This window comes from Pantoea sp. X-Soil-TKNS-1207 (assembly GCF_059730485.1).
The window spans coordinates 1,285,463-1,311,754 of the sequence record NZ_AP035958.1; the positions used below are offsets into that span (position 1 = coordinate 1,285,463).

General features: G+C 59.1%; 25 protein-coding genes. 12 read left to right on the forward strand and 13 right to left on the reverse strand.

The window, feature by feature from the left end:
- The first annotated feature begins 20 nt into the window (after positions 1-20).
- Positions 21-743 (forward strand): nicotinamide riboside transporter PnuC, encoded by a 723-nt coding sequence (gene pnuC, locus AC6I8V_RS05930; RefSeq protein ID WP_497844963.1) that lies wholly within the window; start codon positions 21-23, stop codon positions 741-743.
- Here pnuC and zitB read toward each other — a convergent pair.
- Genes zitB through AC6I8V_RS05945 form a run of 3 tightly spaced genes read right to left on the reverse strand, consistent with a single transcriptional unit; the run spans position 737 to position 5,287 of the window.
- Complete coding sequence (gene zitB, locus AC6I8V_RS05935) at positions 737-1,666, reverse strand: CDF family zinc transporter ZitB (protein WP_497844964.1); 930 nt, start codon at positions 1,664-1,666, stop codon at positions 737-739. The two genes, pnuC and zitB, sit on opposite strands and share 7 nt — an antisense overlap.
- Positions 1,635-4,721 carry an ATP-binding protein gene (locus AC6I8V_RS05940; RefSeq protein WP_497844965.1) on the reverse strand — a complete coding sequence of 1,029 codons (3,087 nt, stop codon included), beginning with the start codon at positions 4,719-4,721 and terminating at the stop codon, positions 1,635-1,637. Before AC6I8V_RS05940 ends, zitB begins: the two co-directional genes overlap by 32 nt.
- Positions 4,703-5,287, reverse strand: coding sequence for a response regulator (locus AC6I8V_RS05945; protein ID WP_497844966.1), 585 nt, complete (start codon positions 5,285-5,287; stop codon positions 4,703-4,705). Before AC6I8V_RS05945 ends, AC6I8V_RS05940 begins: the two co-directional genes overlap by 19 nt.
- Before the next feature lie 140 nt (positions 5,288-5,427).
- On the opposite strand from AC6I8V_RS05945, the gene AC6I8V_RS05950 reads away from it, so the two are divergent.
- Entirely contained in the window at positions 5,428-6,285 is an 858-nt protein-coding gene (locus AC6I8V_RS05950; RefSeq protein ID WP_497844967.1) for a MurR/RpiR family transcriptional regulator, read from the forward strand.
- A gap of 166 nt (positions 6,286-6,451) precedes the next feature.
- Here AC6I8V_RS05950 and AC6I8V_RS05955 read toward each other — a convergent pair whose 3' ends face one another.
- A complete protein-coding gene (locus AC6I8V_RS05955; RefSeq protein WP_497844968.1) occupies positions 6,452-6,811 on the reverse strand; it encodes a YbgS-like family protein in 360 nt (119 codons plus the stop codon).
- Between the two features lie 292 nt (positions 6,812-7,103).
- Here AC6I8V_RS05955 and aroG point away from each other — a divergent pair, with 292 nt between their 5' ends.
- Entirely contained in the window at positions 7,104-8,156 is a 1,053-nt protein-coding gene (gene aroG / locus AC6I8V_RS05960; RefSeq protein WP_497844969.1) for a 3-deoxy-7-phosphoheptulonate synthase AroG, read from the forward strand.
- 63 nt (positions 8,157-8,219) lie between these two features.
- Here the strand turns inward: aroG and gpmA are convergent, their stop codons facing one another.
- The 6 genes from gpmA to modE form a co-directional block, all read right to left on the reverse strand.
- On the reverse strand, positions 8,220-8,972 hold the full coding sequence (gpmA, locus tag AC6I8V_RS05965; RefSeq protein WP_497844970.1) for a 2,3-diphosphoglycerate-dependent phosphoglycerate mutase: 753 nt from the start codon (positions 8,970-8,972) through the stop codon (positions 8,220-8,222).
- A gap of 146 nt (positions 8,973-9,118) precedes the next feature.
- A complete protein-coding gene (gene galM, locus AC6I8V_RS05970) occupies positions 9,119-10,153 on the reverse strand; it encodes a galactose-1-epimerase (protein ID WP_497844971.1) in 1,035 nt (344 codons plus the stop codon).
- Positions 10,147-11,295, reverse strand: coding sequence for a galactokinase (gene galK / locus AC6I8V_RS05975; RefSeq protein ID WP_497844972.1), 1,149 nt, complete (start codon positions 11,293-11,295; stop codon positions 10,147-10,149). Before galK ends, galM begins: the two co-directional genes overlap by 7 nt.
- On the reverse strand, positions 11,296-12,339 hold the full coding sequence (gene galT / locus AC6I8V_RS05980; RefSeq protein WP_497844973.1) for a galactose-1-phosphate uridylyltransferase: 1,044 nt from the start codon (positions 12,337-12,339) through the stop codon (positions 11,296-11,298).
- 391 nt (positions 12,340-12,730) lie between these two features.
- Positions 12,731-14,206 carry a molybdate ABC transporter ATP-binding protein ModF gene (gene modF, locus AC6I8V_RS05985; RefSeq protein WP_497844974.1) on the reverse strand — a complete coding sequence of 492 codons (1,476 nt, stop codon included), beginning with the start codon at positions 14,204-14,206 and terminating at the stop codon, positions 12,731-12,733.
- A gap of 76 nt (positions 14,207-14,282) precedes the next feature.
- On the reverse strand, positions 14,283-15,071 hold the full coding sequence (modE, locus tag AC6I8V_RS05990) for a molybdenum-dependent transcriptional regulator (RefSeq protein WP_497844975.1): 789 nt from the start codon (positions 15,069-15,071) through the stop codon (positions 14,283-14,285).
- A gap of 121 nt (positions 15,072-15,192) precedes the next feature.
- Between modE and AC6I8V_RS05995 the strand changes: the two genes are divergently transcribed.
- From AC6I8V_RS05995 to modC, 4 genes are all read left to right on the forward strand, one after another.
- The gene (locus AC6I8V_RS05995) at positions 15,193-15,351 is read left to right on the forward strand and encodes an AcrZ family multidrug efflux pump-associated protein (RefSeq protein ID WP_497844976.1); all 159 of its coding nucleotides are present in this window, start codon (positions 15,193-15,195) and stop codon (positions 15,349-15,351) included.
- Positions 15,352-15,480: 129 nt separating this feature from the next.
- Entirely contained in the window at positions 15,481-16,254 is a 774-nt protein-coding gene (gene modA / locus AC6I8V_RS06000) for a molybdate ABC transporter substrate-binding protein (RefSeq protein ID WP_497844977.1), read from the forward strand.
- Positions 16,251-16,940 (forward strand): molybdate ABC transporter permease subunit, encoded by a 690-nt coding sequence (gene modB, locus AC6I8V_RS06005; protein ID WP_497844978.1) that lies wholly within the window; start codon positions 16,251-16,253, stop codon positions 16,938-16,940. Before modA ends, modB begins: the two co-directional genes overlap by 4 nt.
- The gene (modC, locus tag AC6I8V_RS06010) at positions 16,940-17,998 is read left to right on the forward strand and encodes a molybdenum ABC transporter ATP-binding protein ModC (protein WP_497844979.1); all 1,059 of its coding nucleotides are present in this window, start codon (positions 16,940-16,942) and stop codon (positions 17,996-17,998) included. The genes modB and modC overlap by 1 nt, the downstream gene beginning before the upstream one ends.
- Here the strand turns inward: modC and AC6I8V_RS06015 are convergent, their stop codons facing one another.
- Positions 17,999-18,817: a pyridoxal phosphatase gene (locus AC6I8V_RS06015; RefSeq protein ID WP_497844980.1), complete on the reverse strand. Its 819-nt coding sequence runs from the start codon at positions 18,815-18,817 to the stop codon at positions 17,999-18,001.
- 144 nt (positions 18,818-18,961) lie between these two features.
- Between AC6I8V_RS06015 and pgl the strand changes: the two genes are divergently transcribed.
- Positions 18,962-19,960: a 6-phosphogluconolactonase gene (gene pgl / locus AC6I8V_RS06020; RefSeq protein ID WP_497844981.1), complete on the forward strand. Its 999-nt coding sequence runs from the start codon at positions 18,962-18,964 to the stop codon at positions 19,958-19,960.
- Positions 19,961-20,016: 56 nt separating this feature from the next.
- Here the strand turns inward: pgl and bioA are convergent, their stop codons facing one another.
- Entirely contained in the window at positions 20,017-21,309 is a 1,293-nt protein-coding gene (bioA, locus tag AC6I8V_RS06025) for an adenosylmethionine--8-amino-7-oxononanoate transaminase (RefSeq protein ID WP_497844982.1), read from the reverse strand.
- Positions 21,310-21,395: 86 nt separating this feature from the next.
- Here bioA and bioB point away from each other — a divergent pair, with 86 nt between their 5' ends.
- From bioB to bioD, 4 genes are read left to right on the forward strand one after another with little or no spacing between them, the layout of a single operon-like run.
- A complete protein-coding gene (bioB, locus tag AC6I8V_RS06030) occupies positions 21,396-22,427 on the forward strand; it encodes a biotin synthase BioB (RefSeq protein WP_497844983.1) in 1,032 nt (343 codons plus the stop codon).
- Complete coding sequence (gene bioF, locus AC6I8V_RS06035; RefSeq protein WP_497844984.1) at positions 22,427-23,581, forward strand: 8-amino-7-oxononanoate synthase; 1,155 nt, start codon at positions 22,427-22,429, stop codon at positions 23,579-23,581. Before bioB ends, bioF begins: the two co-directional genes overlap by 1 nt.
- The gene (gene bioC, locus AC6I8V_RS06040; RefSeq protein ID WP_497844985.1) at positions 23,562-24,317 is read left to right on the forward strand and encodes a malonyl-ACP O-methyltransferase BioC; all 756 of its coding nucleotides are present in this window, start codon (positions 23,562-23,564) and stop codon (positions 24,315-24,317) included. The genes bioF and bioC overlap by 20 nt, the downstream gene beginning before the upstream one ends.
- Positions 24,314-24,985 carry a dethiobiotin synthase gene (bioD, locus tag AC6I8V_RS06045; RefSeq protein WP_497844986.1) on the forward strand — a complete coding sequence of 224 codons (672 nt, stop codon included), beginning with the start codon at positions 24,314-24,316 and terminating at the stop codon, positions 24,983-24,985. The genes bioC and bioD overlap by 4 nt, the downstream gene beginning before the upstream one ends.
- Positions 24,986-25,105: 120 nt before the next feature.
- On the opposite strand, the gene AC6I8V_RS06050 is transcribed toward bioD, so the two are convergent.
- Positions 25,106-25,822, reverse strand: a complete 717-nt coding sequence (locus AC6I8V_RS06050; protein WP_497844987.1) for an ABC transporter ATP-binding protein — start codon at positions 25,820-25,822, stop codon at positions 25,106-25,108.
- Positions 25,823-26,292: the final 470 nt, after the last annotated feature.

The window sequence follows — 26,292 nt, forward strand, 5'->3', positions numbered from 1 at the left end:
CTTTCCCACAGGTGCCCGTTATGGATTTCTTTAGCACGCAAAATATTCTGGTTCATATTCCTCTCGGCGTCGGCGGTTACGATCTCTCGTGGATCGAAGCGGTCGGCACCCTGGCTGGCCTGCTGTGTATCTGGCTGGCCAGTCTGGAAAAAATCATCAACTACCCCTTCGGCCTGATCAACGTCACCCTGTTCGCGGTGATTTTCTTTCAGATCCAGCTCTATGCCAGCCTGCTGCTGCAACTGTTTTTCTTTGTTGCCAACGTCTATGGCTGGTATGCGTGGAGTCGGCAAAATGCCGCCCAGGAAGCTGAGCTGAAAATTCGCTGGCTGCCGCTGCCCAAAGCGCTGGGCTGGGCCGCCGCGTGCATTATCGCCATTGCGCTGATGACGCTGTATATCGACCCGGTATTTGCCTTCCTGACGCGCATCGCGGTGAATATCATGCAGAGCCTGGGTCTGCATGTGGCGATGCCGCAATTGCAGCCGGACGCCTTTCCGTTCTGGGATTCCTGCATGATGGTACTGTCGATTGTGGCGATGATTCTGATGACGCGTAAATACGTCGAGAACTGGCTGCTGTGGGTGGTGATCAATGTGATCAGCGTGATGATTTTCGCCCGTCAGGGGGTGTATGCCATGTCGCTGGAGTACGCCATCCTGACGTTGATCGCGTTAAATGGTTCGCGTCTGTGGATGCAGAGCGCCCGCGAACATGGCTCGCGCGCGCTCTCCTCTCAATGATGGTGGTGATGCGCGTGGCCTGAGTCAAAGCAGAGTTCGCAATCCGGCCCGTTACAGGGCTGGTACTCCATCTGCACGGTGGCGTGTTCAATCTGATAGTGCTGATGCAGATAACGATGGATACGCTGCAACAGCGCGTCATGATCGTAAGGCGGGATCACCTGCACATGTAACGTCAGCACCGGTTTCTCGCCCACCTGCCACAAATGCACATGATGGACATTGCGCACTTCCGCGATATTCAGCGTCAGCTCGCGCTTCAGCTTATCGACATTGATATTGCACGGCGCGCCTTCCAGCAGCTCATGCAAACTTTCGCGCAGCAACCCCCAGGCGCTGCGCACCACCAGCAGCGACACCAGCAGTGACAGAATCGGGTCAATCGGCGTCCAGCCGGTGAGCATAATGATCACCGCGGCGATGATGGCGCCGACCGAACCCAGCAGGTCGCCCAGTACGTGCAGCGCCGCAGCGCGCACGTTGAGATTCTTTTCCTCGCTGCCATGATGCAGCAGCCAGAACGAGAACATATTCGCCAGCAGACCGGCAATGCCGATGCCCAGCATCAGCCCGCCCGCCACCGGCTGCGGCTGATAAAAGCGGTGCAGCGCTTCCCAGACGATCATCACGGTAATCACCAGCAACACGATGGCGTTAACAAAGGCGGCCAGCGTGGTGAGACGCAGCAAACCAAAGGTGTGGCGCGCATTGGGTTTGCGCTGGGAAAAATGCACCGCCAGCAGCGCCATCAACAAGGCGGCGGTATCGGTGAGCATATGACCGGCATCGGCGAGCAGCGCCAGCGAGCCGGAGATCCAGCCGCCAATCGCTTCCACCAGCATAAACAGGGCGGTGACGCCAAATGCCGCCGCCAGGCGCGTACGGTTGCCATCATGCCCGCTGTGAGAATGGGTGTGTGCCATAACTTTCCAGTTGTTTCAGTAACCTGTTAGTTAATGATATCAGTAAATTGAGGGAGTCTGGCTCCTGCCGGTGCTGTTTTGCGGCATCCGCCAGCTGCTGACAACGGGCCGCGACCTCATCAATGCCGAGCAACAGCCAGCTGCCTTTCATACGGTGCGCGGCGCGCGCCACCGCAGGCCAGTCCTGGCTGTCACTGGCGGCCAGCAGCGCATCGCGGTCCTGTTGCAGGGTGCGCTGCAACGTCTGACAGATGCGCGGAATAAAGGCGTCGTTATGCTGCGCCAGGATATGCAGGCTCTCCGCCAGCGTACCGAGCACATCCTTTCCACTGCGCGCCAGCAACGGCGCGATGGCGCTCAGGGTGATCGGTTTAATCAGCACCGCCTCATCCGCCTCGGGCGCCAGCTTCACCAGCTGCGCATCGGCGGAACACAGCACCCGCAGCGCCGGTTTGCCGCGCTGACGCTGGCGACGCCGCAAAATTCGTAGCAGCGTGAGGCCGTTGGGGCGCGGCATCATCTGGTCGATAAACAGCACATCAAACGGCTGCCGGGCGTCGGCGCGCAGTAACGCCCGTCCTTCATCGAACACCTCCGCGCGGATGGCAAAATTCGCCAGCTGCTGCTGCATCACCAGCAGATTGGTGGGATGGTCGTCGACAATCGCTACGCGTAAATGTGGGTAGCGCGGCCAGTCCGTGCTGTTGCTCTCCGGTACGCTGTCGGCCAGCGTCAGGGGCAGCCTCACCTGAACGGTGGTGCCTGCGCCGGGCGCCGAGGTTAGCGTCAGGGTGCCGTCCATGCGCTGCACAATCTCGCGGCAGATAAACAGACCCAGGCCGCTGCCCTGTACCGCGTGGGTCTTGCCCGAGGGCGCCTGATACCATGCCTCAAACAGCTGCACCTGCTCCGCCAGCGGGATGCCGCTGCCGCTGTCGGCGACGGTCAGGACGAGGCTATCGTCCACCGCCAGCGTCAGACGAATATCCCCCTCGCGGGTAAACTTCAGCGCATTGGCGACCAGATTGTTCACCACCTGTTGCAGTCGATCGCCATCCAGCAGCACCGCCGCCGGCAGCGGGGTCAGCGCCTCTACCCGCAGCTGCGGGCCGGATTCACGCATCAGCGGATGATAAAATTGCTGCTGCTGCTGAAGCCACTGCGCCAGATGCAGCGGACGCGGCGACAGCCGGAAGCTGTGGTTTTCAATGCGCGCGTGATCCTGCAAATCATTCAGCAACGCCATCAGCGCCCGTGCACTGCTGTGCATCAGCGCCAGCCGTGGGCTGGGATGCTGCTGCTGCTCCAGTTCCAGTAAGCCGAGAATTGCCTGCATTGGGGTGCGCAGCTCATGGCTGGCGGTGGCAAGGAACTGGCTTTTCGCCGCGTTGGCGCGCTCCGCCTGTTCGCGTTGCAGCCGTTCACGCCGTTGTTGCAGGTAACGACGCACCAGCAATGCCAGCAGCAGCAGAATGGCGACACCGGCGGCGATCAGCACCATCAGCGGGATATTGCGCATCGTCATGGTGGTGCCGGGTTGCGGCGGCATCGACCAGTTATCACGCATCTGATTCAGGGTTTCCGGCGGGATCTGCTGCAACGCGCGATCGAGCAAGCCGCGTAATACCGGCTGTCGATTGCTAACCTGCGGCGCCAGCGGCCAGGCAATATCGCTGGCGGCAAAAGCCAGATGCACCTGATTGCCCGCGTGGCTGGCGATGCGCCAGCGCGCTGACAGCACATTATCCACCAGCGCCGCGATCTGGCCGCTGCTTAGCGCCTGCCACAGCTGGGCACGATCGTCGTAGATCTGCACATTAACCTCGGCGGGCAACATGCGCTGCGCCAGATCGGCGCGCAGCACGCCGATGCGCTGCCCCTGCAAGCCCTGCCAGTTCATCGGCTGCTGCGAAGAGAGGGTGTAAATCCCCCAGATGGCGCGCCAGACCGGCAGGGTGTTCGTCATGGCATTCTCGCCGCTCAGCGGCGGCAACACGCTCAGCATCACCTGTTGCTGTTGCAGCAGGGTCAGCGCCTGCTGCGGGTTGTTCACCCAGCGCGGCGTAAAGCGCAGGCCGGTGCTTTGGCTCAGGGCGTTTAACAGATCGATAGCGAAGCCGCGCGCATTGCCGCTGGCGTCGCGATAGCTCCAGGGCGCGTTGTCCGCCTCGGCGGCGTAGGGGATCTGCGGATGCTGCGCCAGCCACTGCTGCTCAGCGCCCGACAGCACCAGCGTTTGCGTGTCCTGATAGCGCAGCAGCGGCGGACTCCAGCGTTGCCGGACGCGGTTGCTGAACTCAGCAGGCAGCAGACGCAGCTGCTGATTCAGCCACGCGATCAGCGCCGGATCGCGCGCCATCGCCCGCAGGCTGAGTTCCCCGGCGCCGGGATCGGCGGTGATTTGGTAAATCTGCCCCTGCTGTAGCTGGCTAAGCAGAAAACCCGCGCTGGCCTCATCCGCCACCAGATAGTCGCTTTGCTGATTGAACAACGCATACAGCGCCTGCAAATCCCCCGGTAAGCTGCGCCAGCGGTGCGCATGGACAAAATCGTCCGGCAGCTGCGCCAGCGTCGATTGGGCGATGGTGAGCTGGGCATTGTGGCTGTTAAACATCACCGCGCGCTGATTTTCACGGTTGCGATAGATACGCACCGGGCTGCTGTACCAGCTGTCACTCAGCTGCACCCCGGCGGGCAGCGGCGCGTGTTCGGTGGTCAGCACCAGATCCACCTCACCCCGCGCCAGCGCTGCCAGCTGCTGATGGCGATCGGCATAGCTTTGCAGCACAAAGTGGGTGCCGGTGAGCTGGCTCAGCGCGCTGAGATAATCCGCATCGATGCCCCAGATTTGATCGCCGATGCGCATGGCCCAGGGCGCGCTGTTTTGCGCGGGCAACGCCACGCGCAGGGTGGCGGTCGGCCAGGGCGTACTGTGCGGGGCAGGCATCATCGCGGGCAGCATCACGCTGCTGGCGGGCTGTAAATCGGCATGCGCCAGGACAGTGAACAGCAGGATGAAAAGAAAAAGCAGACGCCTCACTGCTGCGCTTTCCACAGTTCAGCCAGTTCCACCACGGAGTGCACCCCGGTTTTCTCAAGGATGTTTTTCTTGTGGGTACTGACGGTTTTGTTGCTGATATGCAGCTGTTCGGCGATTTGCAGGTTTGACAGGCCGCGCGCCAGCAGGGCGACGATCTGCTGCTCTTTCTCCGTCAGCGGCAGATCAATACGTTCGGGCAGGGCGGGAAAGGCCTGCTGGCCGCCCAGCACCGCGAGGATGGCACTCAGCAACTGCGCCATGCTCTGGCTTTTCACCACGTAACCGGCCGCGCCGAGTGACGCCGCGCGTAATAAGGTGTGACGGCTCTGCTCCGCCGAGTAGATCAGCACCGGGCATTGTGGCAGGCGCACGCGCAGGCGGCGCAGCAGCTCCAGCCCATCGCTATCGGGTAAACCGATATCCAGAATCACCAGGTCGATGGCGTGTTGCTGCAACAGCTGACGTGCCTGCGCTTCATCGCTGGCGGCGAACAGGTGCAGAGGAATGGGGGATTTGGCGCAGGCGGCCTCCAGTGCGACTTCAACTAACGGATGATCATCAATAAGTAACAGCGAAGCCATAACCCTATCCTTTCGTTTTCGTTGCTTCAGCATAGCGGAAAAGGGGGGCAGTATTCATTATGCCATCCAGTATTGAACGTATGAGTGCTAACATCGGCATTCTGCACTGCCGTATCCATTTTTTATGATGACGAAACGCCATGAATCTTCGGGAAAATATTGTCAGCCAGTTCAGCCTGCTCTCGCCAGAGCTACAGCGCGCTGCTGAGTTTTCGCTGCAACATGCCAATCAACTGGTGGTGTTGTCGATGCGCGCGTTTGCCGCCCAGGGAGGCGTCAAGCCCGCCACGCTGCTGCGTCTCGCGCAGCGCCTCGGTTATAACGGCTGGGGAGAGTTGAAAGATGCCATGATCGACGATCTTGGCCTGCGTAATGATACCTATGTCTCGAAAGCGGAAAAACTGATCGCCAAAGGCACGCAGCCGGCGTTGTACGATGAAGTCTTTCTGGCGCATCAGGCTAATCTGGCGTTCACCCAGGCTGAAAATCAGCAGGCGATGCAGCAGGCGGTGGCGTTACTCGATGAGGCCGACAGCGTCTATATCTGCGGCTTTCGCGCCAGTTTCCCTATCGCCTGGTCGCTGTTTTACGTTTACCGGCTTTTCAACCGTCAGGTCTCGCTGATCGACGGTCTCGCGAGCAACATCGAAGTGTTTACCCGCGAATTAACCGCCCGCGACTGCATCCTGCTGACCAGCTTTGCCCCGTATTCGCGCGAATCACTGGATGTGCTTCATGCGGCGAAGCAGGCCGGTGCGCGCATTATCGCCATTACCGACTCGCCGGTTTCTCCGCTGGCGCAGGCGGCGGATTGCTCCCTGTTATTCTCCGTCGACAGTCCATCCTTTTTCCCCTCGGTGGTCTCCGGCATGGGGCTGGCGGAGTGCCTGCTGGCGATGCTGGTGGCGAAGCATGGGCGCGAAGCGGTCAGCAAAATCGAGAACGCAGAGCGCTACCTGATTGAATCGGGCGCTTACGTTATTCCCGGCAAACCCTGAGCACGGAACCTTTGCCTGGGTCATCGGATCCCCTGACATCCTGCTCAATACCCGCCGCCATCCCCGGCGGAGAGAATGCCTGCAACAGATTTCCTCAATTCTACGCAGCAAAAGGCCGTCATTAATAAAAATGACGGCCCGATAAGGCTGGCAACGTTAAATCAGCTTACTGGCTGGTACCATCCGTTTTGGTATTCACATGGCCACCACCTTTTTTGGTGTGGACTTTTTTGTTGATGTTCGGACATTTACCGTCTTTACACTGGCTGTTTTTATCAATTTCGCTGGCGGACATATGACTACTGCTACCGCCCGATGTTGCTGCTCTATTGGTATTTACGTCAGTGTTATTAATTTTGCTGTTATCCACGTTATTTGGTGGCAGGTTCTGTTTGGCGCCACCGGCCGCTGCACCGGCATCTGCTGCCTGGTTGGTGGTACCGTTATTTTCCGATGCCGCCATTGCTGCCCCACTACCCAGAGTCATCGCTGCCGTCAGAAAGATAATTGCAAACTTATTCATCATTATGCTCCTGTAATTAATGGACAGTTGCCGTCTTAAACCCGATGGTGCGGTTTGACGAAAACAAAGCACCCCAACGGAATATAATTCCATCGAAGATGTGTCGTCTGAATATAAATAGCGAAAGCACTACTTTCCTCAGTGCTTACTATTAAAAGCTTAGTTCAAAACCAGATAAATGCAAATTTCACTTATACCCTTTCCCGGCGTGGGTAATTTACAGCGCTAGTCTGACGGGCTACATTGGACGGGTTGCGTCCGGCGCGCGCCGGGCCAGAAATTGAATGGAATAAGCATGAATTACCAGAACGACGATTTACGCATCCGAGAAATCAAAGAGTTATTACCTCCTGTTGCGCTGCTTGAGAAATTCCCCGCGACTGATAACGCCGCCCAGACCGTTGCCAATGCACGTCAGGCGATCCACCGTATTCTGCATGGCGAAGATGACCGCCTGCTGGTGGTGATTGGGCCTTGCTCCATCCACGACACCGCTGCGGCCAAAGAGTATGCCGAACGTCTGCTTAAGCTGCGTGATGAGCTGAGTGGCGAGCTGGAAGTGGTGATGCGCGTCTATTTTGAAAAGCCGCGTACCACGGTGGGCTGGAAAGGGCTGATTAACGATCCGTACATGGATGGCAGCTTCCAGATTAACGACGGCCTGCGCCTGGCGCGTAAGCTGCTGGTGGATATCAACGACACCGGCCTGCCTGCGGCGGGTGAGTTCCTGGATATGATCACCCCGCAATACGTCGCTGACCTGATGAGCTGGGGCGCGATTGGCGCACGTACCACCGAATCTCAGGTGCACCGTGAGCTTTCCTCCGGCCTTTCCTGCCCGGTTGGCTTCAAAAACGGTACCGATGGCACCATCAAAGTGGCGATTGACGCCATCAATGCCGCCAGCGCGCCGCATTGCTTCCTGTCAGTCACCAAATATGGCCATTCGGCGATTGTCGAAACCAGCGGTAACGAAGATTGCCATATCATCCTGCGCGGCGGCAAAGAGCCGAACTACAGCGCGCATCATGTGGCGGCGGTGAAAACCGGGCTGGAGAAAGCCGGTCTGGCACCACAGGTGATGATCGACTTCAGCCACGCCAACAGCAGCAAACAATTCCAGCGCCAGATGGTGGTGGCGGAAGACGTTGCGCAGCAGATTGCGGGTGGCGAGCAGGGCATTACCGGCGTGATGCTGGAGAGTAACCTGGTGGAAGGGAATCAGAGCCTCGACAGCGGTGAACCGCTGGTCTACGGCAAAAGCGTTACCGATGCCTGCATCGGCTGGGAAGATACCGACAAAGTGCTGCGTCAGCTGGCACAGGCGATTAAACAACGTCGCGGTTAAGCGTGTTGGGTTAAACCCCGCGCGATAAAGAGAAAGGCCAGACTTGCGTCTGGCCTTACTTTTTTACTTCGCTTTACCCTGGTTGGCGACGGCTGCGGCTTTCGCTGCGATCTCGTCGGCATCACCCAGATAGTAACGTTTGGTCGGCTTGAAGTTTTCGTCGAACTCATACACCAGCGGCACGCCAGTTGGGATGTTCAGTTCGAGGATCTCGTCTTCGCTCAGATTGTCGAGGTATTTAACCAGCGCACGCAGGGAGTTACCGTGTGCGGCAACAATCACTTTCTCACCGCTTTTGATACGCGGCAGAATGCTCTCGTTCCAGAAAGGAATCACGCGCTCGATGGTCAGCGCCAGGCTTTCGGTGGTCGGCAGCTGGGCATCGGTCAGTGAAGCGTAACGCGGGTCGTGGCCAGGGAAACGCTCATCGTTGCGATCCAGCTCAGGCGGCGTTACCGCGAAGCCACGACGCCACTGTTTAACCTGATCGTCGCCATATTTGGCAGCGGTTTCTGCTTTATCCAGGCCTTGCAGCGCACCGTAGTGACGCTCGTTCAGACGCCAGGTTTTTTCTACCGGCAGCCATGCCTGATCCAGCTCGTCCAGCACGTTCCACAGAGTGTGGATGGCACGTTTCAGCACGGAAGTGTAGGCAAAATCAAAAACGAAACCTTCTTTCTTCAGCAGCTGACCGGCTGCTTTGGCTTCGGTGCGACCCTTGTCGGACAGATCTACGTCATACCATCCGGTAAAGCGGTTTTCCTGATTCCACTGGCTTTCGCCGTGGCGCACCAGAACCAGCTTAGTTACGGCCATAGCTTAACTCCTTAATGTTTCGATGATTATTGAAACCGGCTGCGACCACCCGATTAAGTGGTTCACTAATAGCGCCATACCATAGCGGAAAATATCGCACGGCGTAAGCCTGTCGCTTACGCAGTGCGCGTTTTTCATCCGGCTGGTCAGTGCGGGGTGAAGCGATAACGCGTCACGGACTGCCAGCTGTCGCCGGGCTGTAACCAGCAATCCGGCTGCGGCCAGTCGGTATGGTTGGGCGAATCCGGTAAAAATTCACTCTCTAAGGCGATGCCCTGGAAAGCAGTATAGCTCTCCTGCTCACGGGCGCGCGTTCCGTCCAGGTAGTTGCCGGAGTAGAACTGCAGCGCCGGAGCCGCGGTAAAGACGCTCAGCTCTAGCTTGCCGTCGGCCGACCAGAGTCGGGCGGCGGGCTGGCTGCTGTCACCTGCGGTGTTCAGCAGATACGCATGGTCATAACCTTTTACCGCGCGTTGATCGTCATCGGCGAGGAAGTCCTGCGCGACGGTTTTCGGCTGACGAAAATCGAAGCTGGTGCCGTCCACCGCTTTCAGCGGCGCATTAGGGATACCTGCGCTATCAACCGGCAGATAACGATCCGCCAGCAGTTGTAAGCGATGCTGGCGCGCATCGCCATGATGCGCATCAAGGTTGAAGTAGGCGTGGTTGGTCAGGTTGACCGGGCAGGGCTTATCGGTGCTGGCGTCATACTGGATCGACAGACAATTGTCGTCGTCGAGGTGATAGCGCACATCGGCAATCAGATTGCCTGGGAAACCCTGGTCGCCATCGGGCGAATCGAGGCGATAATGCACCTCGCTTTCGCTCTGGCTGAGGATCTGCCAGCGGCGTTTGTCGAACCCTTCCGGCCCGCCATGCAGCTGATGCGCGCCCTGGTTGGCGGCCAGCGCCAGGTTGAGCGGTTTGAGCGTGGCGTTAGCGATACGGTTGGCATAGCGTCCGACGGTCGCGCCGAGATAAGCGTCCTGATGCAGATAATCGGACGGTGTAGCGCAGCCGAGCAACGCTTCACGCACGGTGCCATCCTGCATCGGTACACGCGCCGACAGCCAGGTGGCGCCCCAGTCCATAAAGGTCACCACCATGCCGTTGCGATTACGTAACACGGTAATACGCCACGGTTGTCCGTCCGGTGCGTGCGATTGCACATCTTTTACCATTGGCCAGCTCCTTCAGAGGCTTTGCATACGTAGAAGGTCTCTTTGATACCGGTTTTGGCTTCGTATTTCTCTGCCACCGCCGCTTTCACCTGATCCACCAGCTCGGTTGGCATCAGCGCCACGATGCAGCCACCAAAGCCGCCACCGGTCATGCGTACACCACCGCGGGTGCCAATCTCAGCTTTGACGATCTCTACCAGTTGATCAATCGGCGGCACGGTGATTTCGAAATCGTCACGCATTGAAGCATGGGACTCCGCCATCAGCTTACCCATAAGTGTCAGGTCACCGGCGCTCAGCGCATCCGCAGCTTCCAGCGTACGCGCGTTTTCGGTGATAACGTGACGGACACGTTTCGCCACCAGCGGATCGAGCCGATCTTCTGCGGCGGTAAACTCCGCCAGCGTGACATCGCGCAGCGCCGGTTTGTTGAAGAAGCGCGCGCCGGTTTCGCACTGCTCGCGGCGGGTATTGTATTCACTGCCCACCAGAGTACGGCGGAAGTTGGAGTTAATGATCACCACCGCCACATTCTCAGGCATGGAAACCGCGCGCGTGCCGAGGGTACGGCAATCCAGCAGCATGGCGTGATCCTGTTTGCCCAGCGCGGAAATCAGCTGATCCATGATGCCGCAGTTACAGCCGACGAACTGGTTTTCCGCTTCCTGACCGTTCACCGCAATGGCGGCACCATCAAGCGGCAGCTGCCACAGCTGCTGGAACACGGTGCCGACCGCCACTTCCAGCGACGCCGAAGAACTCAGACCCGCTCCCTGCGGCACGTTGCCGCTGATCACCATATCCACGCCGCCAAAGCTGGCATCGCGTTTTTGCAGATGTTTCACCACGCCGCGCACATAATTGGCCCACATCGGCTCTGTTAGCGGTTCAATAGGCGCATCGAGTGAGAAGCTATCCTGCTGGTTGTCGTAATCTACGGCGACCACGCGCACCTGACGGTCTTCGCGTCTGGCGCAGGCAATCACGGTTTGATAATCGATCGCGCAGGGCAACACGAAACCATCATTATAGTCGGTGTGTTCACCGATCAGGTTAACGCGTCCCGGCGCCTGAATGCTGTGGCTCGGCTGATAACCAAATGTCTCAACGAACGTCTGTTGGGTGATGGATTTTAATGACATTTATTGCGCCTCGCGGAAATGGATATCGCTGACAGAACGCAGACGCTCTGCTGCCTGTTCCGCCGTTAAATCACGTTGGGTTTCGGCCAGCATTTCATAGCCAACCATAAATTTGCGTACCGTTGCTGAGCGCAGCAGCGGGGGATAGAAGTGCGCGTGCAGCTGCCAGTGATCGTTGGCTTCGCCGTTAAATGGCGCGCCGTGCCAGCCCATCGAGTAGGGGAAGGAGCACTGGAACAGGTTGTCGTAGCGGCTGGTCAGCAGCTTGAGCGCCAGCGCCAGATCGGTGCGCTGCGCGTCGGTGAGATCGGTCAGACGTTTGATATGCGCCTTCGGCAGCAGCAGGGTTTCGAACGGCCACGCTGCCCACCACGGCACCACCGCCAGCCAGTGATCGGTTTCCACCACCGTGCGGCTGCCATCTTCCAGCTCACGCGCCACGTAATCCACCAGCATCGGCGTGCCTTTTTCGGCAAAGTAGCGGCGCTGGTTTTCGTCTTCTTTCTGCGCTTCGTTAGGTAAAAAGCTGTTGGCCCACACCTGGCCGTGCGGATGCGGATTGGAGCAGCCCATCGCTGCGCCTTTGTTTTCGAACACCTGCACCCACGGATAGTGCTGGCCGAGTTCGGCGGTTTGCGTCTGCCAGGTGCGCACGATATCTTCCAGCGCGCTGAGCGGCAGCTCCGGCAGGGTTTTGCTGTGATCCGGCGAGAAGCAGATCACCCGACTGGTGCCGCGCGCGCTTTCACAGCGCATCAGCACATCGTCGCTCTCGGGCGCGTCCGGCGTATCGGTCATCAGCGCGGCAAAGTCATTGGTGAAAACGTAGGTGCTTTTATAGTCGGGATTTTTATCGCCGGTAATACGGGTGTTACCGGCGCAAAGGAAGCAATCGGGATCGTGCGCGGGCAGCGTTTCCAGCGCAGGGGTTTCCTGCGCGCCCTGCCACGGACGTTTAGCGCGATGCGGCGAAACCAGCACCCACTGATTGATCAACGGGTTATAACGGCGATGCGGGTGATCGACCGGGTTGAATTTTTCCATGTTGAATCCTGGTAAACGACAAACAGATAAAAATGACTTCGATCAAAGTAGCACAAAGGCCAGACTGAAAGCGTGATCCAGTCTGGATAAATGGTATCGTTTACACAAGGTGACGATTCTCATTTTGTGGGGTTATCAGGCGAGTTTGCTGAATATGTGGGCGACGGAATGGTAGCGGTTACATTTGGAACCCGATGCGCATAAATGCGCACCCTACAGCGTCGGGTCGCCATTGATGACCGTATCCCATGTATGACGCCATTGTCGGGTCGCCATTGATGTCGGCCGTATTAATGACCGAATCCCATGTATGACGTCATTGTAGGGTCGCCATTAATGGCGACCTTATGAAGGGCCGCACCCCATGTGCGATGGCGGCCTGTGGGGGCTGTTAACGCAGCGCTTCCTGCTGATAACCGTAGCCGCCGCCGTCCTGCGCGACAAAACTCAGGCGATGGGTGATGCACTGCGGCGCATCTTCCGCATGATGGGACACGAACAGCAACTGGGTGCGGCCTTCGCCGATCAGCACATCAACAAAGCGACGCACCAGCTGGCGGTTAATGGGGTCCAGCCCCTGCAACGGCTCATCAAGGATCAGCAGTGCCGGATGTTTCACCAGCGCGCGGGCAATCAATACCAGCCGCTGCTGGCCCCATGACAGGCTGTGGAATGGCGCATCGGCCAGTGCGTTATCCATTCCCAGCAGCGCCAGCCACTGCCGCGCCAGCGATTTTTGCCGATCCGACGCCGCCTGGTACAGGCCAATAGAATCAAAGAAGCCGGAGAGCACCACGGTGCGCACATTAACGCTGACCCGGTAATCCAGGTGCAGGCTGCTGCTGACGTAACCAATATGTTGTTTGATATCCCAGATAGTTTCCCCGCTGCCGCGGCGGATACCGAACAGCGTTAAATCGTTGCTGTAACCTTGCGGATGGTCGCCGGTCACCAGGCTGAGCAGGGTGGATTTGCCGGCGCCGTTTGGGCCGACAATCTGCCAGTGCTCGCCCGGATTAACCTGCCAGCTCAGCCCATTGATCACCGGTTTATCGTTATACGACACCACGCCGTTACGCAGGATCACGCGCGGGGCATCATCCGCCAGCTGCGGCAGCTGATCCGGTGCGTCCGGTTCCGGCAACGCCATCCCGTCCAGCGTTTCGCTGTGCGCCAGCTGCGCCACCAGCGCCTCCGCCAGAATCGCGCGGCGCTCGCCAACGTGCGTCAGAGTGCATTCCGCCAGCACGCCCACCTGTCCGACAAAATCAGGAATATCATCAAAGCGATTCAGCACCAGCACCACGGTATAGCCCTGCTGATGCAGGTCGCTCAGGGTCTGCGTCAGGCTGGCACGCGACAGCACATCAAGGCCATCAAAAGGTTCGTCGAGGATTAGCAGGTCCGGCTGCGCCATCAGCGCCTGGCACAGCAGCGTCTTGCGCGTTTCGCCAGTGGAAAGGTATTTGAAGCGGCGATCCAGCAGATAGCTGATGCCAAACTGCTGCGCCAGCGCCTGGCAGCGCGCCTCATCCTGCACCACATCCTGAATGATCTGCGCAGCGGTGCGGCCGGTGTCATCTTCGCCTTCGCTCAGCAGATCGGTGTTGTTGCGCTCCCACTCTTCGCTGACCAGCTTTTGCAACTGCTCCAGCGATAAACGCGTCGGACGCCGAAAGTTGTGACTGACGCTGCCTTTACCCGGCGGCAGTTCACCTGACAGCGCGCGCGCCAGTGAAGACTTGCCGCTGCCGTTGGCGCCAACGAAGGCCCAGCTTTCACCGCTGTTGAGGGTTAAATCATTGAGGGACAGCACTCGGGTGTCGCTAAGACGAAACGTGCCTTGCGAAATTTGCAATGAAGCCATGATCTATTCCATTTTATGCATCGTGTCACTCAGTTGTAGCGAGCGTCGCCGATGAAGTCAAATCATGGCCGGGATTTCAGAGCAGTGTCGCGATAATGGCATGTTCGGCATTAAAACTGGCGGTGACGCTATTGCCAGGCTGAAGATTCAGCTGTGTCACCTGGCTGTTGGGCACCGTGGCGCACAGGATTTCTCCGCCCGGCAGCGTCATCAGCACTTCGCTTACCTGCTCACCGGGTTCGATGGTGGTGATGTTGACCGCCAGCTGGTTATCGTAGTCGGCGTCGCTGGCTGTCCGGCTGACCTGCACCCACGGCGCTTTGACCAGCACCAGCACCTCTTTACCTGCTTCCAGCTGCAAACGCTCGGCGCTGCGCTGGGTGATCGCCACCTGCAACCGGGTCACGCCATCGGCCAGCAGCACCTCCAGATGCTGCACCACCTGCTGATGATCGCGCGCCAGCACCGTACCAAAAAGCTGGTTACGCGCGCTGGTTTGCAGGGAAAAGCGGGCAATCGCCGCCAGCAGACTATCGAGCGGCAGGCTGTCGTTTTGCAGCACGTCAAAGGCTTTCTGCTGAATCTGCTCCATCAGCTGGAACAGCTGTAGCAGCCGCTCGCCATAGCGCGTCAGCAGCGCACCGCCGCCGCCTTTGCCGCCGGTGGCTCGCTCCACCAGGGTTTGATCCGCCAGCTGATTCATCTCGTTGATGGCGTCCCAGGCGCTTTTGTAGCTGATACCCGCCAGTTTCGCGCCCTGACTGATGGAGCCGGTTTGCCTGATGCGTTTCAGCAGCTCAATGCGCCGCGGATCGGCAAATAACTTCTGTTGCAAACGAATTTGGAGAGAGAGTTCAGCTTGCATGTCAGCTCCTTAGGTTAACAAATTGATTGTAATGAGGGTGTCAGGTAAAAGCACGAAAAGGTGAGTGCACTTTTTTCCCTAACCGTTACAATCACTTTTTTATTTTCTGCGTGAGGTTTCCATGCTGGACCTGCTAAAAAGCCTGGCCGTAGCGATTATTATGGTGCCGATTGTGATGGCTATCATGCTGGGCCTGATTTACGGCCTGGGTGAAGTGTTTAACGTTATCTCTAAATTTGGCCGTCGCGACGATCGACCCGCTAACAGCTCACAACACTGATTTCCCCCAACGCCCGCTTTTGCGGGCGTTTTGCTCTCAACTTCCCGCTTTTCCCGCCGATATAAAGCTCATGACAGCATCGAAGCTTGCGTTGTAGTATTCCGTATATAACGTAACAAGGAGCTAAAAATGCTATCAAAACATTACCGCTGGGGTGCCGTTGCCGTTCTGTCCTTTTCGCTGACCGCACCGGCACTGGCCGCAGATAAAATTACCGTGTTTGCCGCCGCATCGCTGACCAATGCGTTGCAGGATATTGCCACGCAATATCAGAAGAAAACCGGGGTTGAAGTGGTCTCGTCGTTCGCTTCGTCATCGACGCTGGCGCGCCAGATTGAGCAGGGCGCACCGGCGGATCTGTTTATCTCTGCCGATCAGCAGTGGATGGACGATGCGGTGCAGAAGAAAAGCATGATCGACAACACGCGCTATACCTTGCTGGGTAACGACCTGGTGCTGGTGGCGCCGAGCAGCGTCAGCGCCAAACCGGTGACCATCAATGCGCAGACCGACTGGAAAAGCCTGCTGAAGGGCGAGCGTCTGGCGGTGGGCGACCCGGATCATGTCCCGGCTGGGATCTATGCCAAAGAAGCGTTACAGAAGCTGGGCGCGTGGGACAGCTTATCGCCGGTGATGGCGCGCGCGAACAACGTGCGAGCCGCGCTGGCGCTGGTGGAACGTAACGAAGCGCCTTATGGCATCGTCTACGGTTCCGATGCCGTAGCCAGCAAGAAAGTACAGGTAGTCGGTCGCTTCCCGGATGACAGCCATAAGCCGGTGGAGTATCCGATGGCGATCGTTAAAGATCGCGATAGCGCGCCGGTGAAGGCCTTCTTCCAGTATTTGCAGGGGCCGGATGCCGCCGCAATTTTTAAACAGTATGGATTTACGCCGAAGAAATGATACTGAGTGATCCCGAATGGCAGGCGGTGATTCTGAGCCTGAAAATATCCTGCGTGGCGGTGCTGTGCAGCCTGCCGTTTGGCATCCTGATGGCCTGGATTCTGGTGCGTTGCCGGTTTCCGGGCAAAACGTTGCTCGATAGCATCATTCATCTGCCCCTGGTGCTGCCGCCGGTGGTGGTGGGTTATCTGCTGCTGATTGCGCTGGGCCGACGCGGTTTTATCGGCGAATGGCTGTACGACTGGTTCGGCTTCAGCTTTGCCTTTAGCTGGCGTGGTGCCGCGGTCGCCTCGGCGGTGATTGCTTTCCCGCTGATGGTGCGCGCCATTCGGCTGGCGCTGGAGGCGGTGGATACCAAACTGGAGCACGCCGCCCGTACCCTCGGCGCCGGTCGCTGGCGCGTGTTTTTCACCATAACTTTACCCCTGACGCTGCCAGGCATCATTGTCGGCACGGTGCTGGCGTTTGCCCGTTCGCTGGGCGAGTTCGGCGCCACCATCACCTTTGTTTCCAATATTCCCGGCGAAACGCGCACCATCCCGCTGGCGATGTTCACCCTGATTGAAACCCCTGGCGCAGAAGGCGCGGCCGCACGGCTGTGCGTGATCGCCATTGTGCTGGCGCTGTGCTCGCTGGTGGCATCGGAGATGCTGTCACGCTGGGGCCGTAAGCGGTTGGGGGCCTGATGCTGACGCTGAATTTTTCTCAATTACTGGGTACCCATCAGCTGGATGTCGATGTTCGCATTCCGGCTAACGGCATCACCGCGATTTTTGGCGTATCCGGCGCAGGTAAAACGTCGCTGATCAATGCGATAGGGGGTCTGACCCGGCCGCAGCGCGGGCTGATCCAGCTTAACGATCGCGTCCTGTTCGCGGCGGAAAAAGGGATCTGTCTGCCGCCGGAGAAGCGCCATATCGGTTATGTTTTCCAGGATGCGCGCCTGTTTCCGCACTATCGCGTGCGCGGCAACCTGCAATACGGCATGGCCGCCAGCATGAAGCCGCAGTTCGATAGTCTGGTGAATCTGCTGGGGCTGGAGCCGCTGTTGCGCCGCTTCCCCGGTTCGCTGTCCGGCGGCGAAAAACAGCGTGTGGCGATTGGTCGCGCGCTGCTGACTGCGCCGGATATCCTGCTGATGGATGAGCCGCTGGCTTCACTCGATCTGCCGCGCAAACGCGAACTGATGCCTTACCTGCAAAAGCTGGCGAAGCAGGTGGATATTCCGCTGCTGTATGTCTCGCACAGCCTCGATGAGATCCTGCAACTGGCGGATAACGTGCTGGTGCTGGATAACGGCCAGGTCAAAGCCTTTGGTTCGCTGGAGAAAGTGTGGAGCAGCGCGGCGATGCGTCCGTGGCTGCCGCTGAGCGAGCGGACCAGCGTGCTGCGCGTGCAGGTACTGGAACAGCATCCCGACTATCCGATGACCGCGTTATCGCTGGGCGATCAGCATATCTGGGTGAGCCGGGTGAATCAGCCGCTGAAAAGCGTGCTGCGCATTCGCATCGCGTCGGCGGATGTCTCGCTGGCATTGCAGCCGCCGCAAAACACCTCGATTCGCAATATCCTGCCTGCGCAGGTGGTGGAGCTGCTGGAGATTGACGATCAGGTTGAAGTGAAGCTGCGCATTGGCATCAGCGAGCTGTGGGCGCGCATCTCGCCGTGGGCGCGGGATGAGCTGGGCATCCGGCCGGATCAGTGGCTGTATGCCCAGATTAAAAGCGTGTCGATCACCGCCTGATTACAGGATTTCCTGATAAATCACTTCGGCAATGCCGGGTTCCAGATTGGTGCCAATCACTTTTCTGGCGCGCGCCTTAATGGCGTCATCGGCATTGCCCATCGCCACGCCCAGACCGACTTCTTCCAGCATACTGAGATCGTTGTAGTTATCCCCGAACGCCAGCACGTCTTTCATGCTCAGCCCCTGGCTCGCCACCCACTGCGCGAGGCGTTTGCCTTTGCTGTTGCCGCGCTGGGCGATATCCACCTGATCGTGCCATGACCATTCACAGGCCAGTCCCAGCTCGGCTTCGGTCTGTTCGGCAAACTGTTGCAGCGCACGGGTGTCCGGGTGGGAGAGGGCGAATTTCCAGATCGACTGTGCATCATGGGCGGCCTGCACCAGGCTCGGTACCTGCAAAAAGGTCGGACGCTGTTGCGGCGGCAGGGATTCTGCCCAGTTCAGGGTGCGCGTCACATGGCCGGTCGGTTCCTGGTACAGCATGGCGTCATCAACATATAACAGACCGTGGATATTCTGCTGCTCAAGCATTTCAATCACGCGTACCGCCTGTGATTGCTCCAGCGGATCGGATGCCAGCACCTTTTTTGCCTGATAATCATACAAATAGGTGCCATTACAGCAGATTGCGGGTGTATCCAGATTCAGCGCCTGATAAAAAGGGTGGATGGCACAATGGTGGCGACCCGTGACGATCAACACTTTGACGCCAGCCTGCTGCGCGCGGGCCAGCGCTTCAAGGGATTCAGGCAGAATGGTTTTACGCGGGGTCAGCAGGGTGCCGTCGAGGTCAAGGGCGATTACGCGGTAGCTCATTACTCTTTCCGTCTGGAGTTGCAAAGCAATCAGTCTACACCTGGCAACGGTCCTGAGACAAAAAACAGGGCACAAATGATTCCTGCGCGCCAAAATGAAACGCGCTACAGTGATACCCTTTCAGCCAGCGAACAAGGAGAACGCATGAAACAAGTCGTGTATACCGCCAGTCCCGAGAGCCAGCAGATCCATGCCTGGCAGTTGCAGGAAGATGGCGCGCTGACGTTATTGCAGGTGACGGATGTCGCCGGTCAGGTGCAGCCGATGGTGGTCAGCCCGAAAAAAGATTTCCTCTATGTCGGCGTGCGTCCGAATTTTCGCGTGCTGGCGTACCGCATTGCTGCCGATGGCAGCCTGAGTGAAGCCGGTGAAGCGCCGCTGCCGGGCAGCCCGACGCACATCTCCACCGACCGTCTCGGTAACTACCTGTTCTGTGGTTCCTACAACGATGCCTGTGTCAGCATCAGCCCGATTGGCAGCGATGGCGTGCCGCAGGCGCCGAGCCAGGTGATTGGCGGACTGGACGGTTGTCATTCGGCCAATATTGATGTGAACAATCAGACGTTGTTTGTTCCAGCGCTGAAACAGGACCGCATCTGTTTGTTCCAGCTGAACAGCGACGGCAGCCTGACGCCACGTCCGCAGGCGCAGGTCAGCACGGTCGACGGTGCCGGTCCGCGTCATATGGCGTTCCATCCCAACGGCAACTACAGCTACTGCGTCAATGAGCTGGACAGCACCGTCGATGTCTGGGCGCTGAGCAACGCGCACGGTGACGTGGAACGTGTGCAGAGCCTGAACATGATGCCGGCCGATTTCAGCGGCACACGCTGGGCCGCCGATATCCATCTGACGCCGGATGGCCGTTTCCTTTATGCCTGCGACCGCACCAGCAGCACCATTACGGTGTTCAGCGTCAGCGAAGATGGTGGCCTGCTGAATATTGAAGGTTTCCAGCCGACGGAAACCCAGCCGCGTGGCTTCAACATTGATCATAGTGGCCAATACCTGGTGGCGGCGGGACAGAAATCCCACCATATCGAGGTATACAAAATCAGTGACGATCGCGGTCTGCTGACGCCGCTGGCCCGTTATGCGGTAGGGCAAGGTCCGATGTGGGTGGTGATTCACCCGCTGGATTGAACCTCTGCCCGATAAATCGTGCCGCTCCGGGGCGGCGCGATTTACCGCGCGCCGTTTTATGGCTGAAAATGGTGCGAAAAATCCAGCGCATCCCGGACTGCCGACGTCAGCGTTGCCAGCTCCGCGGCCGTTATCACATACGGCGGCATCAGGTAGATCAAGCGTCCGAACGGACGAATCCACACGCCTCGCTCGACAAAGAATTGCTGTAGCGCCGCCATATTCACTGGCTGGTGCGTCTCAATCACGCCAATCGCGCCGAGCACCCGCGCATCCGCCACCGCCGGATGGCTGCGCAGCGGCAGCAACGCAGCGCGCAGCTGCTGCTCAATCCGCGCCACCTGCGCGGGCCAGGCGCCTTCGTTAATCAACGTCAGGCTGGCCACCGCCGCCGCACAGGCCAGCGGATTGCCCATAAAGGTCGGGCCGTGCATAAAGCACCCGGCGGCGCTGCGGCTGATGGTATCGGCAACTGCACGGCTGGTCAGCGTGGCGGAGAGCGTCATGGTGCCGCCGGTCAGCGCTTTGCCAAGACACAGAATATCCGGGGTGATGCCAGCATGTTCGCAGGCAAACAGCTTGCCGCTGCGGCCAAATCCGGTGGCGATCTCGTCAGCAATCAGCAGCAAACCATAGCGATCGCACAGTTCCCGCACCTGTTGCAGATAACGCGGATGGTAAAAACGCATTCCGCCCGCGCCCTGCACAATCGGCTCAAGAATAACGGCGGCAATCTCCTGATGATGCTGTTCGGCGAGGCGGGCGAAATCGGCAAAATCCTCCTCCTGCCAGCGCTCATCAAATCCCACCTGCGGCGCGGCGGCGAACAGATGCTCCGGCAGATAACCCCGCCACAGGCTGTGCATGGAGTTTTGCGGATCGCACACCGACATCGCGGCGAAGGTATCGCCGTGATAGCCGCGCTTCAGGGTGAGGAATTTTTGTCGCGTTTCGCCACGTCCCAGCCAGAACTGTAACGCCATTTTCATCGCCACTTCGACGGCGATCGAACCCGAATCGGCGAGGAATACGCACTCCAGCGCCTCCGGTGTCATCGCTACCAGTTGACGGCACAGCTCCACCGCCGCCGGATGGGTGATACCGCCAAACATTACGTGCGACATCTGCGTCAGCTGGGTTTGCAGCGCCTGGTTGAGACGCGGGTGGTTATAACCGTGGATTGCCGCCCACCACGATGACATGCCATCCACCAGTTCACGTCCATCCGCCAGCTGCAACTGACAGCCGTGTGCCGCTACCACCGGGTAGCAGGGCAGCGGATCGCGCATCGAGGTGTAGGGATGCCAGATATGCTGGCGGTCGAAATTGAGATCGTCCTGAGTGAACATGGGTATTGTAAACCAAAATTAAAAGATTTAGTTTACAAGTATAACCACGTTAATCGTCAGGATGAACCCTTTTCTGGAGCGAAGCAATGGCACACCGCTGGACACTGGCACAAGCCCAGGCACTTTTCGATAAACCTTTCCTTGAGCTGATGTTTGAGGCGCAGCAGGTACACCGTCAGCATTTCGACCCGCGTCAGGTGCAGGTCAGCACGCTGCTGTCGATCAAAACCGGCGCCTGCCCGGAAGACTGTAAATACTGCCCGCAGAGCGCGCGTTACAAAACCGGGCTGGAATCGGAACGCCTGATGGAAGTCGAGGCGGTACTGGAATCGGCGCGTAAAGCGAAGGCTGCTGGCTCCAGCCGCTTCTGCATGGGCGCGGCGTGGAAAAACCCGCACGATCGCGATATGCCCTATCTGGAGCAGATGGTGCAGGGCGTAAAAGCCATGGGCATGGAAACCTGTATGACCCTCGGCACGCTGGACCAGAGCCAGGCACAGCGTCTGGCGCACGCCGGGCTGGATTTCTACAACCACAACCTCGACACCTCGCCGGAATTTTACGGCAGCATCATCACCACGCGCAGCTACCAGGAACGTCTGGATACGCTGGGCAAAGTGCGTGATGCGGGCATTAAAGTCTGTTCAGGCGGTATCGTCGGACTGGGTGAAACCGTCAAGGATCGCGCCGGTCTGCTGGTGCAGCTGGCGAACCTGCCGACGCCGCCGGAAAGCGTGCCGATCAACATGCTGGTGAAAGTCAAAGGCACGCCGCTGGCCGATAACGAAGACGTCGAGCCGTTCGATTTTATCCGCACCATCGCGGTGGCGCGCATCATGATGCCGTCTTCGCATGTGCGTCTGTCCGCCGGACGCGAGCAGATGAGCGAACAGACGCAGGCCATGTGCTTTATGGCCGGGGCCAACTCGATCTTCTACGGCTGTAAGCTGCTCACCACGCCGAACCCGGAAGAGGACAAGGATCTGATTCTGTTCCGCAAACTGGGCCTCAACCCGGAGCACACCGCCACCTCACACGGCGATAACGAGCAGCAGTATCAGCTGAGCGAACAGCTGCTGCACGCCGACACCCCGCAGTTCTACAACGCGGCGGTGTAATGAGCTGGTCACAACGCATCGATCAGGCGCTGGCGGCGCGGCGTGCTGCCGACGGCTGGCGTCAACGGGTGCGCGTTGAACACAACAGCGTACGCGAGCTGACCGTCGCCGGGCAGCGCTATCGCCACTTCTCCAGCAACGACTATCTTGGCCTAAGCCAGCATCCGGCGGTGATTGCCGCGTGGCAGCAGGGCGCGGCGGAGGCGGGCGCCGGGGCAGGGGCGTCAGGCCATGTTACCGGCTACAGCCGCCATCATGCGCAGCTGGAAGCGGAACTGGCCGACTGGCTGGGCTACCGACGCGCGCTGCTGTTTATCTCGGGGTTTGCCGCTAATCAGGCGGTGATCCATCTGCTGGCGGAAAAGCAGGATCGCATCTTTGCCGATAAGCTGGCCCACGCTTCGCTGCTGGATGCCGCCAGCCACAGTCCGGCCACGCTGCGCCGCTTTGCCCACAATCAACCGTCGAGCCTGGCGAAACTGCTGGCGACGTCCGCCGCAGGCGGCACGCTGGTGGTGACCGAGGGCGTATTCAGCATGGACGGCGACAGCGCGCCATTGGCGCAGATCGCGGCGGAAACGCAGCGCGCCAACGGCTGGCTGCTGGTGGATGATGCGCACGGCATCGGCGTCACCGGTGCACAGGGGCGCGGCAGCTGCTGGCAACAGCAGGTGTGGCCGGAATTACTGATCGTCACCTTTGGCAAAGGCTTTGGCGTCAGCGGGGCGGCTCTGCTGTGCGATGACGCCACTGCGGATTATGTTGAGCAGTTTGCCCGTCATCTGATCTACTCCACCGCGATGCCGCCGGCGCAGTGCTGCGCGCTGCTGGCGGCGCTGCACCAAATCCAGCAGGGCGATGAACTGCGCGCCCGGCTGCACAGCCATATCGCGCGTTTTCGCGCCGGAGCGGCGGATTTGCCGTGGCAGCTGATGCCCGCGGCCAGCGCCATTCAGCCGCTGATCATTGGCGAAAACCACGCGGCGCTGGCGCTGTCGCAGCGGTTGCAGGCCGCAGGCTGCTGGGTCAGCGCCATTCGTCCGCCGACTGTACCGCCGGGCACCGCGCGGCTGCGCATCACTCTGACCGCTGCGCATCGTCCTGACGATATCGACGTTCTGCTGGAGGCGCTGTATGACGCTGCACGTCAATAAACAGGCGGTTGCTCAGACGTTTGGCCGGGCGGCGCAGCATTACGAACAATATGCGGACCTGCAACGGCAGAGCGGCGAGGCGCTGCTGGCGCTGGCACCGGCGGGGTTTGGCCCGCATCTGCTGGATGCCGGTTGCGGCACCGGCTGGTACAGCCGCTACTGGCGCGATCGCGGACGTCAGCTTACCGCGCTCGATCTGTCGCAAACCATGCTGGATACCGCTGCACAGCAGCACTCGGCGCACCATTACGTGCAGGGCGATATTGATGCGTTGCCGCTGCCGGATGCCTGCGTCGATGGCGTGTGGAGCAACCTCGCGGTGCAATGGAGCAGCGATCTGCGCACCGCTTTGCAGCAATTTTTGCGCGTTACCCGCGCTGGCGGCACGGTGTTGTTCTCGACGCTGCTGGCCGGATCGTTGCAGGAAGTGCATCAGGCGTGGGCGCGCCTCGATGGACGTTCGCACGCCAATCGCTTTCTCAGCGCGGCGCAGGTGGCCGCAGCGGCTCGCGGGCTGACGCTGCGCAGCGAGCAGCAGGTTATCACGCTGCATTTCCCCAGCGCGCTCAGCGCGATGCGTTCACTGAAAGGCATCGGCGCGACCCATCTGCATGATGGCCGTCAGGGCGGATTGCTGACGCGGGCGCAGCTGGCGCGGCTGGAACAAGGCTGGCCGCAGGATGAGGCGGGTTATCGCCTCAGTTATCACCTGATGTATGGAGTATTAACGTCATGAAACGCTGGTTTATTACCGGTACCGATACCGAAGTGGGCAAAACGGTAGCCAGTGGCGCGCTATTGCAGGCGGCCAGCGCCGCCGGATTCACCACGGCGGGCTACAAGCCGGTGGCCTCCGGCTGCGAGATCACCGCGGAGGGCATCCGTAACAGCGATGCGCTGGCGTTGCAGCGTTACAGTTCGCTGGCGCTGCGTTATGAGCAGGTCAATCCGCTGGCGTTTGTTGAGCCGACTTCGCCGCATATTGTCAGCGCGGAAGAGGGCAGGCCCATTGAGTTCGCCCAGCTCTCCGCCGGATTGCGCGCGCTGGAGCAGCAGGCCGAATGGGTGCTGGTGGAGGGGGCGGGCGGCTGGTTTACCCCGTTGTCGGAGACACAAACCTATGCCGACTGGGTCATCGCCGAGCAGCTGCCGGTGATTCTGGTGGTGGGGGTGAAGCTGGGTTGTATCAACCACGCGATGCTGACTGCCGCAGCGGTACGCGCCAGTGGGTTACGGCTGGCGGGCTGGATTGCCAATACGGTTCAGCCGCCGGGGAAACGCCATCAGGAATACCTGACCACGCTGGCTCAGCGCCTGGCGGCGCCCTGCCTCGGTGAAATCCCGTATCTGACGGATGACGCGCAGCAGGCAGAGTGCGGGCGTTATCTGACGCTGCCAGAGTAAGAGGCAGTTTCAGGACATCGTAGCGGCGCGATTTATCGCGCTATCTTCAGCGATTCTCAGGCCCGAAGGCGCGCAATAAATTGCGCCGCTACGGAAGGTGCAAAAATTAACCCGGCATACTCAGGTCACCGTCAGCCATTTGTTGACGGTGACATCATCCAGCTGCGCCATTTTGCCCTGCGCCACATTACGACCGCGATGCAGCAGCAAAAAGTAGTCGGCAACGCGGCGAATAAACGACACATGCTGTTCCAGCAGCAGAATGGTCAGGCCGTAGTCGCGGTTCAGGCGACGGATCAGGTTGCCCATCTCCTCCTCCAGCCAGGGTGACATCCCCTCAGTCGGTTCATCAAGGATCAGCAGCTTCGGTTGCAGCACTAGCGCACGCGCCAGCGCCAGATGCTGTTGCTGATCCATCGGCAACTCGCCGCTGCGTTGATGTCGCAGCGAATAGAGCGCCGGGAACAGATCGAACACCATCTCCGGGATGGCGCGGCTGCGATCGTCATGCGCCGCCATCAGGGCAATCAGCAGGTTATCCTCCACGCTCATCTGCGAGAAGATATGACGTCCCTGCGGCACATAACCAATACCCATCCGCGCGCGCTGTTCCGCTGGTTGCAGCAGCAAATCCTCAGGCGGCGAGCCGTCTTCCTGCCAGGTCATCGAGCCGCTGTTAATCGGCAGCCGCCCCATGATGCAGTTGACCAGCGTGGTTTTGCCCATCCCCGGACTGCCCAGCACGCCAGTGCAGGTACCAGGCGGCAGATCCAGATCCACATCCCACAGGATATGGTTTTGACCGTAGAATTGATTCACGGAACGTAAACTCAGCATCTGACATTCTCCTTCCAGATTATTAGCCTGAATGCTTCCGCTCTGTGTCGTCTGGCAAACAGTCAAACACGATTTATCACTGCCACTCTCGGCATCAGCGAGCTAATGCTCATGCGTTATGGATAATCTTGCAATTCCCAGGCCAGGTTACTGATGTGGCGAAAAAATCACCAACACCCGGCAAATACAGACTTAAAAGTTGAGAAATGCTTAACAATCACACGACGTGATAAACAGGCTGCACTTTAGCGGTGCTGAATGCTTAACGTTTCTGGTGCAGTTGATCTTTCATAAGGCAGAACCGACAGGAATAAGTGGCCTTAATCCCTGGCATTTTTACGGTAATGGCAGCCTTAACTCAGCAAAAGAATAGTTAACGCGCGGTGGGCTGATGGAAAAATAAGCGCAAAAAAAAATTTTTTCGCACGGCTGGATAAGCGGCAGAAAATTATGCACAGGCGATGGGGGCA

Bases quoted from the DNA above. Each gene is read 5' to 3' on its own strand.
- bioB (WP_497844983.1), top strand. From the start codon at position 21,396: ATGGCACACCGCTGGACACTGGCACAAGCCCAGGCACTTTTCGATAAA.
- bioC (WP_497844985.1), top strand. From the start codon at position 23,562: ATGACGCTGCACGTCAATAAACAGGCGGTTGCTCAGACGTTTGGCCGG.
- AC6I8V_RS06015 (WP_497844980.1), bottom strand. From the start codon at position 18,817: ATGAGCTACCGCGTAATCGCCCTTGACCTCGACGGCACCCTGCTGACC.
- modB (WP_497844978.1), top strand. From the start codon at position 16,251: ATGATACTGAGTGATCCCGAATGGCAGGCGGTGATTCTGAGCCTGAAA.
- pnuC (WP_497844963.1), top strand. From the start codon at position 21: ATGGATTTCTTTAGCACGCAAAATATTCTGGTTCATATTCCTCTCGGC.
- gpmA (WP_497844970.1), bottom strand. From the start codon at position 8,972: ATGGCCGTAACTAAGCTGGTTCTGGTGCGCCACGGCGAAAGCCAGTGG.
- modA (WP_497844977.1), top strand. From the start codon at position 15,481: ATGCTATCAAAACATTACCGCTGGGGTGCCGTTGCCGTTCTGTCCTTT.
- AC6I8V_RS05950 (WP_497844967.1), top strand. From the start codon at position 5,428: ATGAATCTTCGGGAAAATATTGTCAGCCAGTTCAGCCTGCTCTCGCCA.
- modF (WP_497844974.1), bottom strand. From the start codon at position 14,206: ATGGCTTCATTGCAAATTTCGCAAGGCACGTTTCGTCTTAGCGACACC.
- bioD (WP_497844986.1), top strand. From the start codon at position 24,314: ATGAAACGCTGGTTTATTACCGGTACCGATACCGAAGTGGGCAAAACG.
- AC6I8V_RS06050 (WP_497844987.1), bottom strand. From the start codon at position 25,822: ATGCTGAGTTTACGTTCCGTGAATCAATTCTACGGTCAAAACCATATC.
- zitB (WP_497844964.1), bottom strand. From the start codon at position 1,666: ATGGCACACACCCATTCTCACAGCGGGCATGATGGCAACCGTACGCGC.
- AC6I8V_RS05995 (WP_497844976.1), top strand. From the start codon at position 15,193: ATGCTGGACCTGCTAAAAAGCCTGGCCGTAGCGATTATTATGGTGCCG.
- aroG (WP_497844969.1), top strand. From the start codon at position 7,104: ATGAATTACCAGAACGACGATTTACGCATCCGAGAAATCAAAGAGTTA.
- bioA (WP_497844982.1), bottom strand. From the start codon at position 21,309: ATGTTCACTCAGGACGATCTCAATTTCGACCGCCAGCATATCTGGCAT.
- galM (WP_497844971.1), bottom strand. From the start codon at position 10,153: ATGGTAAAAGATGTGCAATCGCACGCACCGGACGGACAACCGTGGCGT.
- modC (WP_497844979.1), top strand. From the start codon at position 16,940: ATGCTGACGCTGAATTTTTCTCAATTACTGGGTACCCATCAGCTGGAT.
- galT (WP_497844973.1), bottom strand. From the start codon at position 12,339: ATGGAAAAATTCAACCCGGTCGATCACCCGCATCGCCGTTATAACCCG.
- modE (WP_497844975.1), bottom strand. From the start codon at position 15,071: ATGCAAGCTGAACTCTCTCTCCAAATTCGTTTGCAACAGAAGTTATTT.
- galK (WP_497844972.1), bottom strand. From the start codon at position 11,295: ATGTCATTAAAATCCATCACCCAACAGACGTTCGTTGAGACATTTGGT.
- AC6I8V_RS05955 (WP_497844968.1), bottom strand. From the start codon at position 6,811: ATGATGAATAAGTTTGCAATTATCTTTCTGACGGCAGCGATGACTCTG.
- pgl (WP_497844981.1), top strand. From the start codon at position 18,962: ATGAAACAAGTCGTGTATACCGCCAGTCCCGAGAGCCAGCAGATCCAT.
- bioF (WP_497844984.1), top strand. From the start codon at position 22,427: ATGAGCTGGTCACAACGCATCGATCAGGCGCTGGCGGCGCGGCGTGCT.
- AC6I8V_RS05945 (WP_497844966.1), bottom strand. From the start codon at position 5,287: ATGGCTTCGCTGTTACTTATTGATGATCATCCGTTAGTTGAAGTCGCA.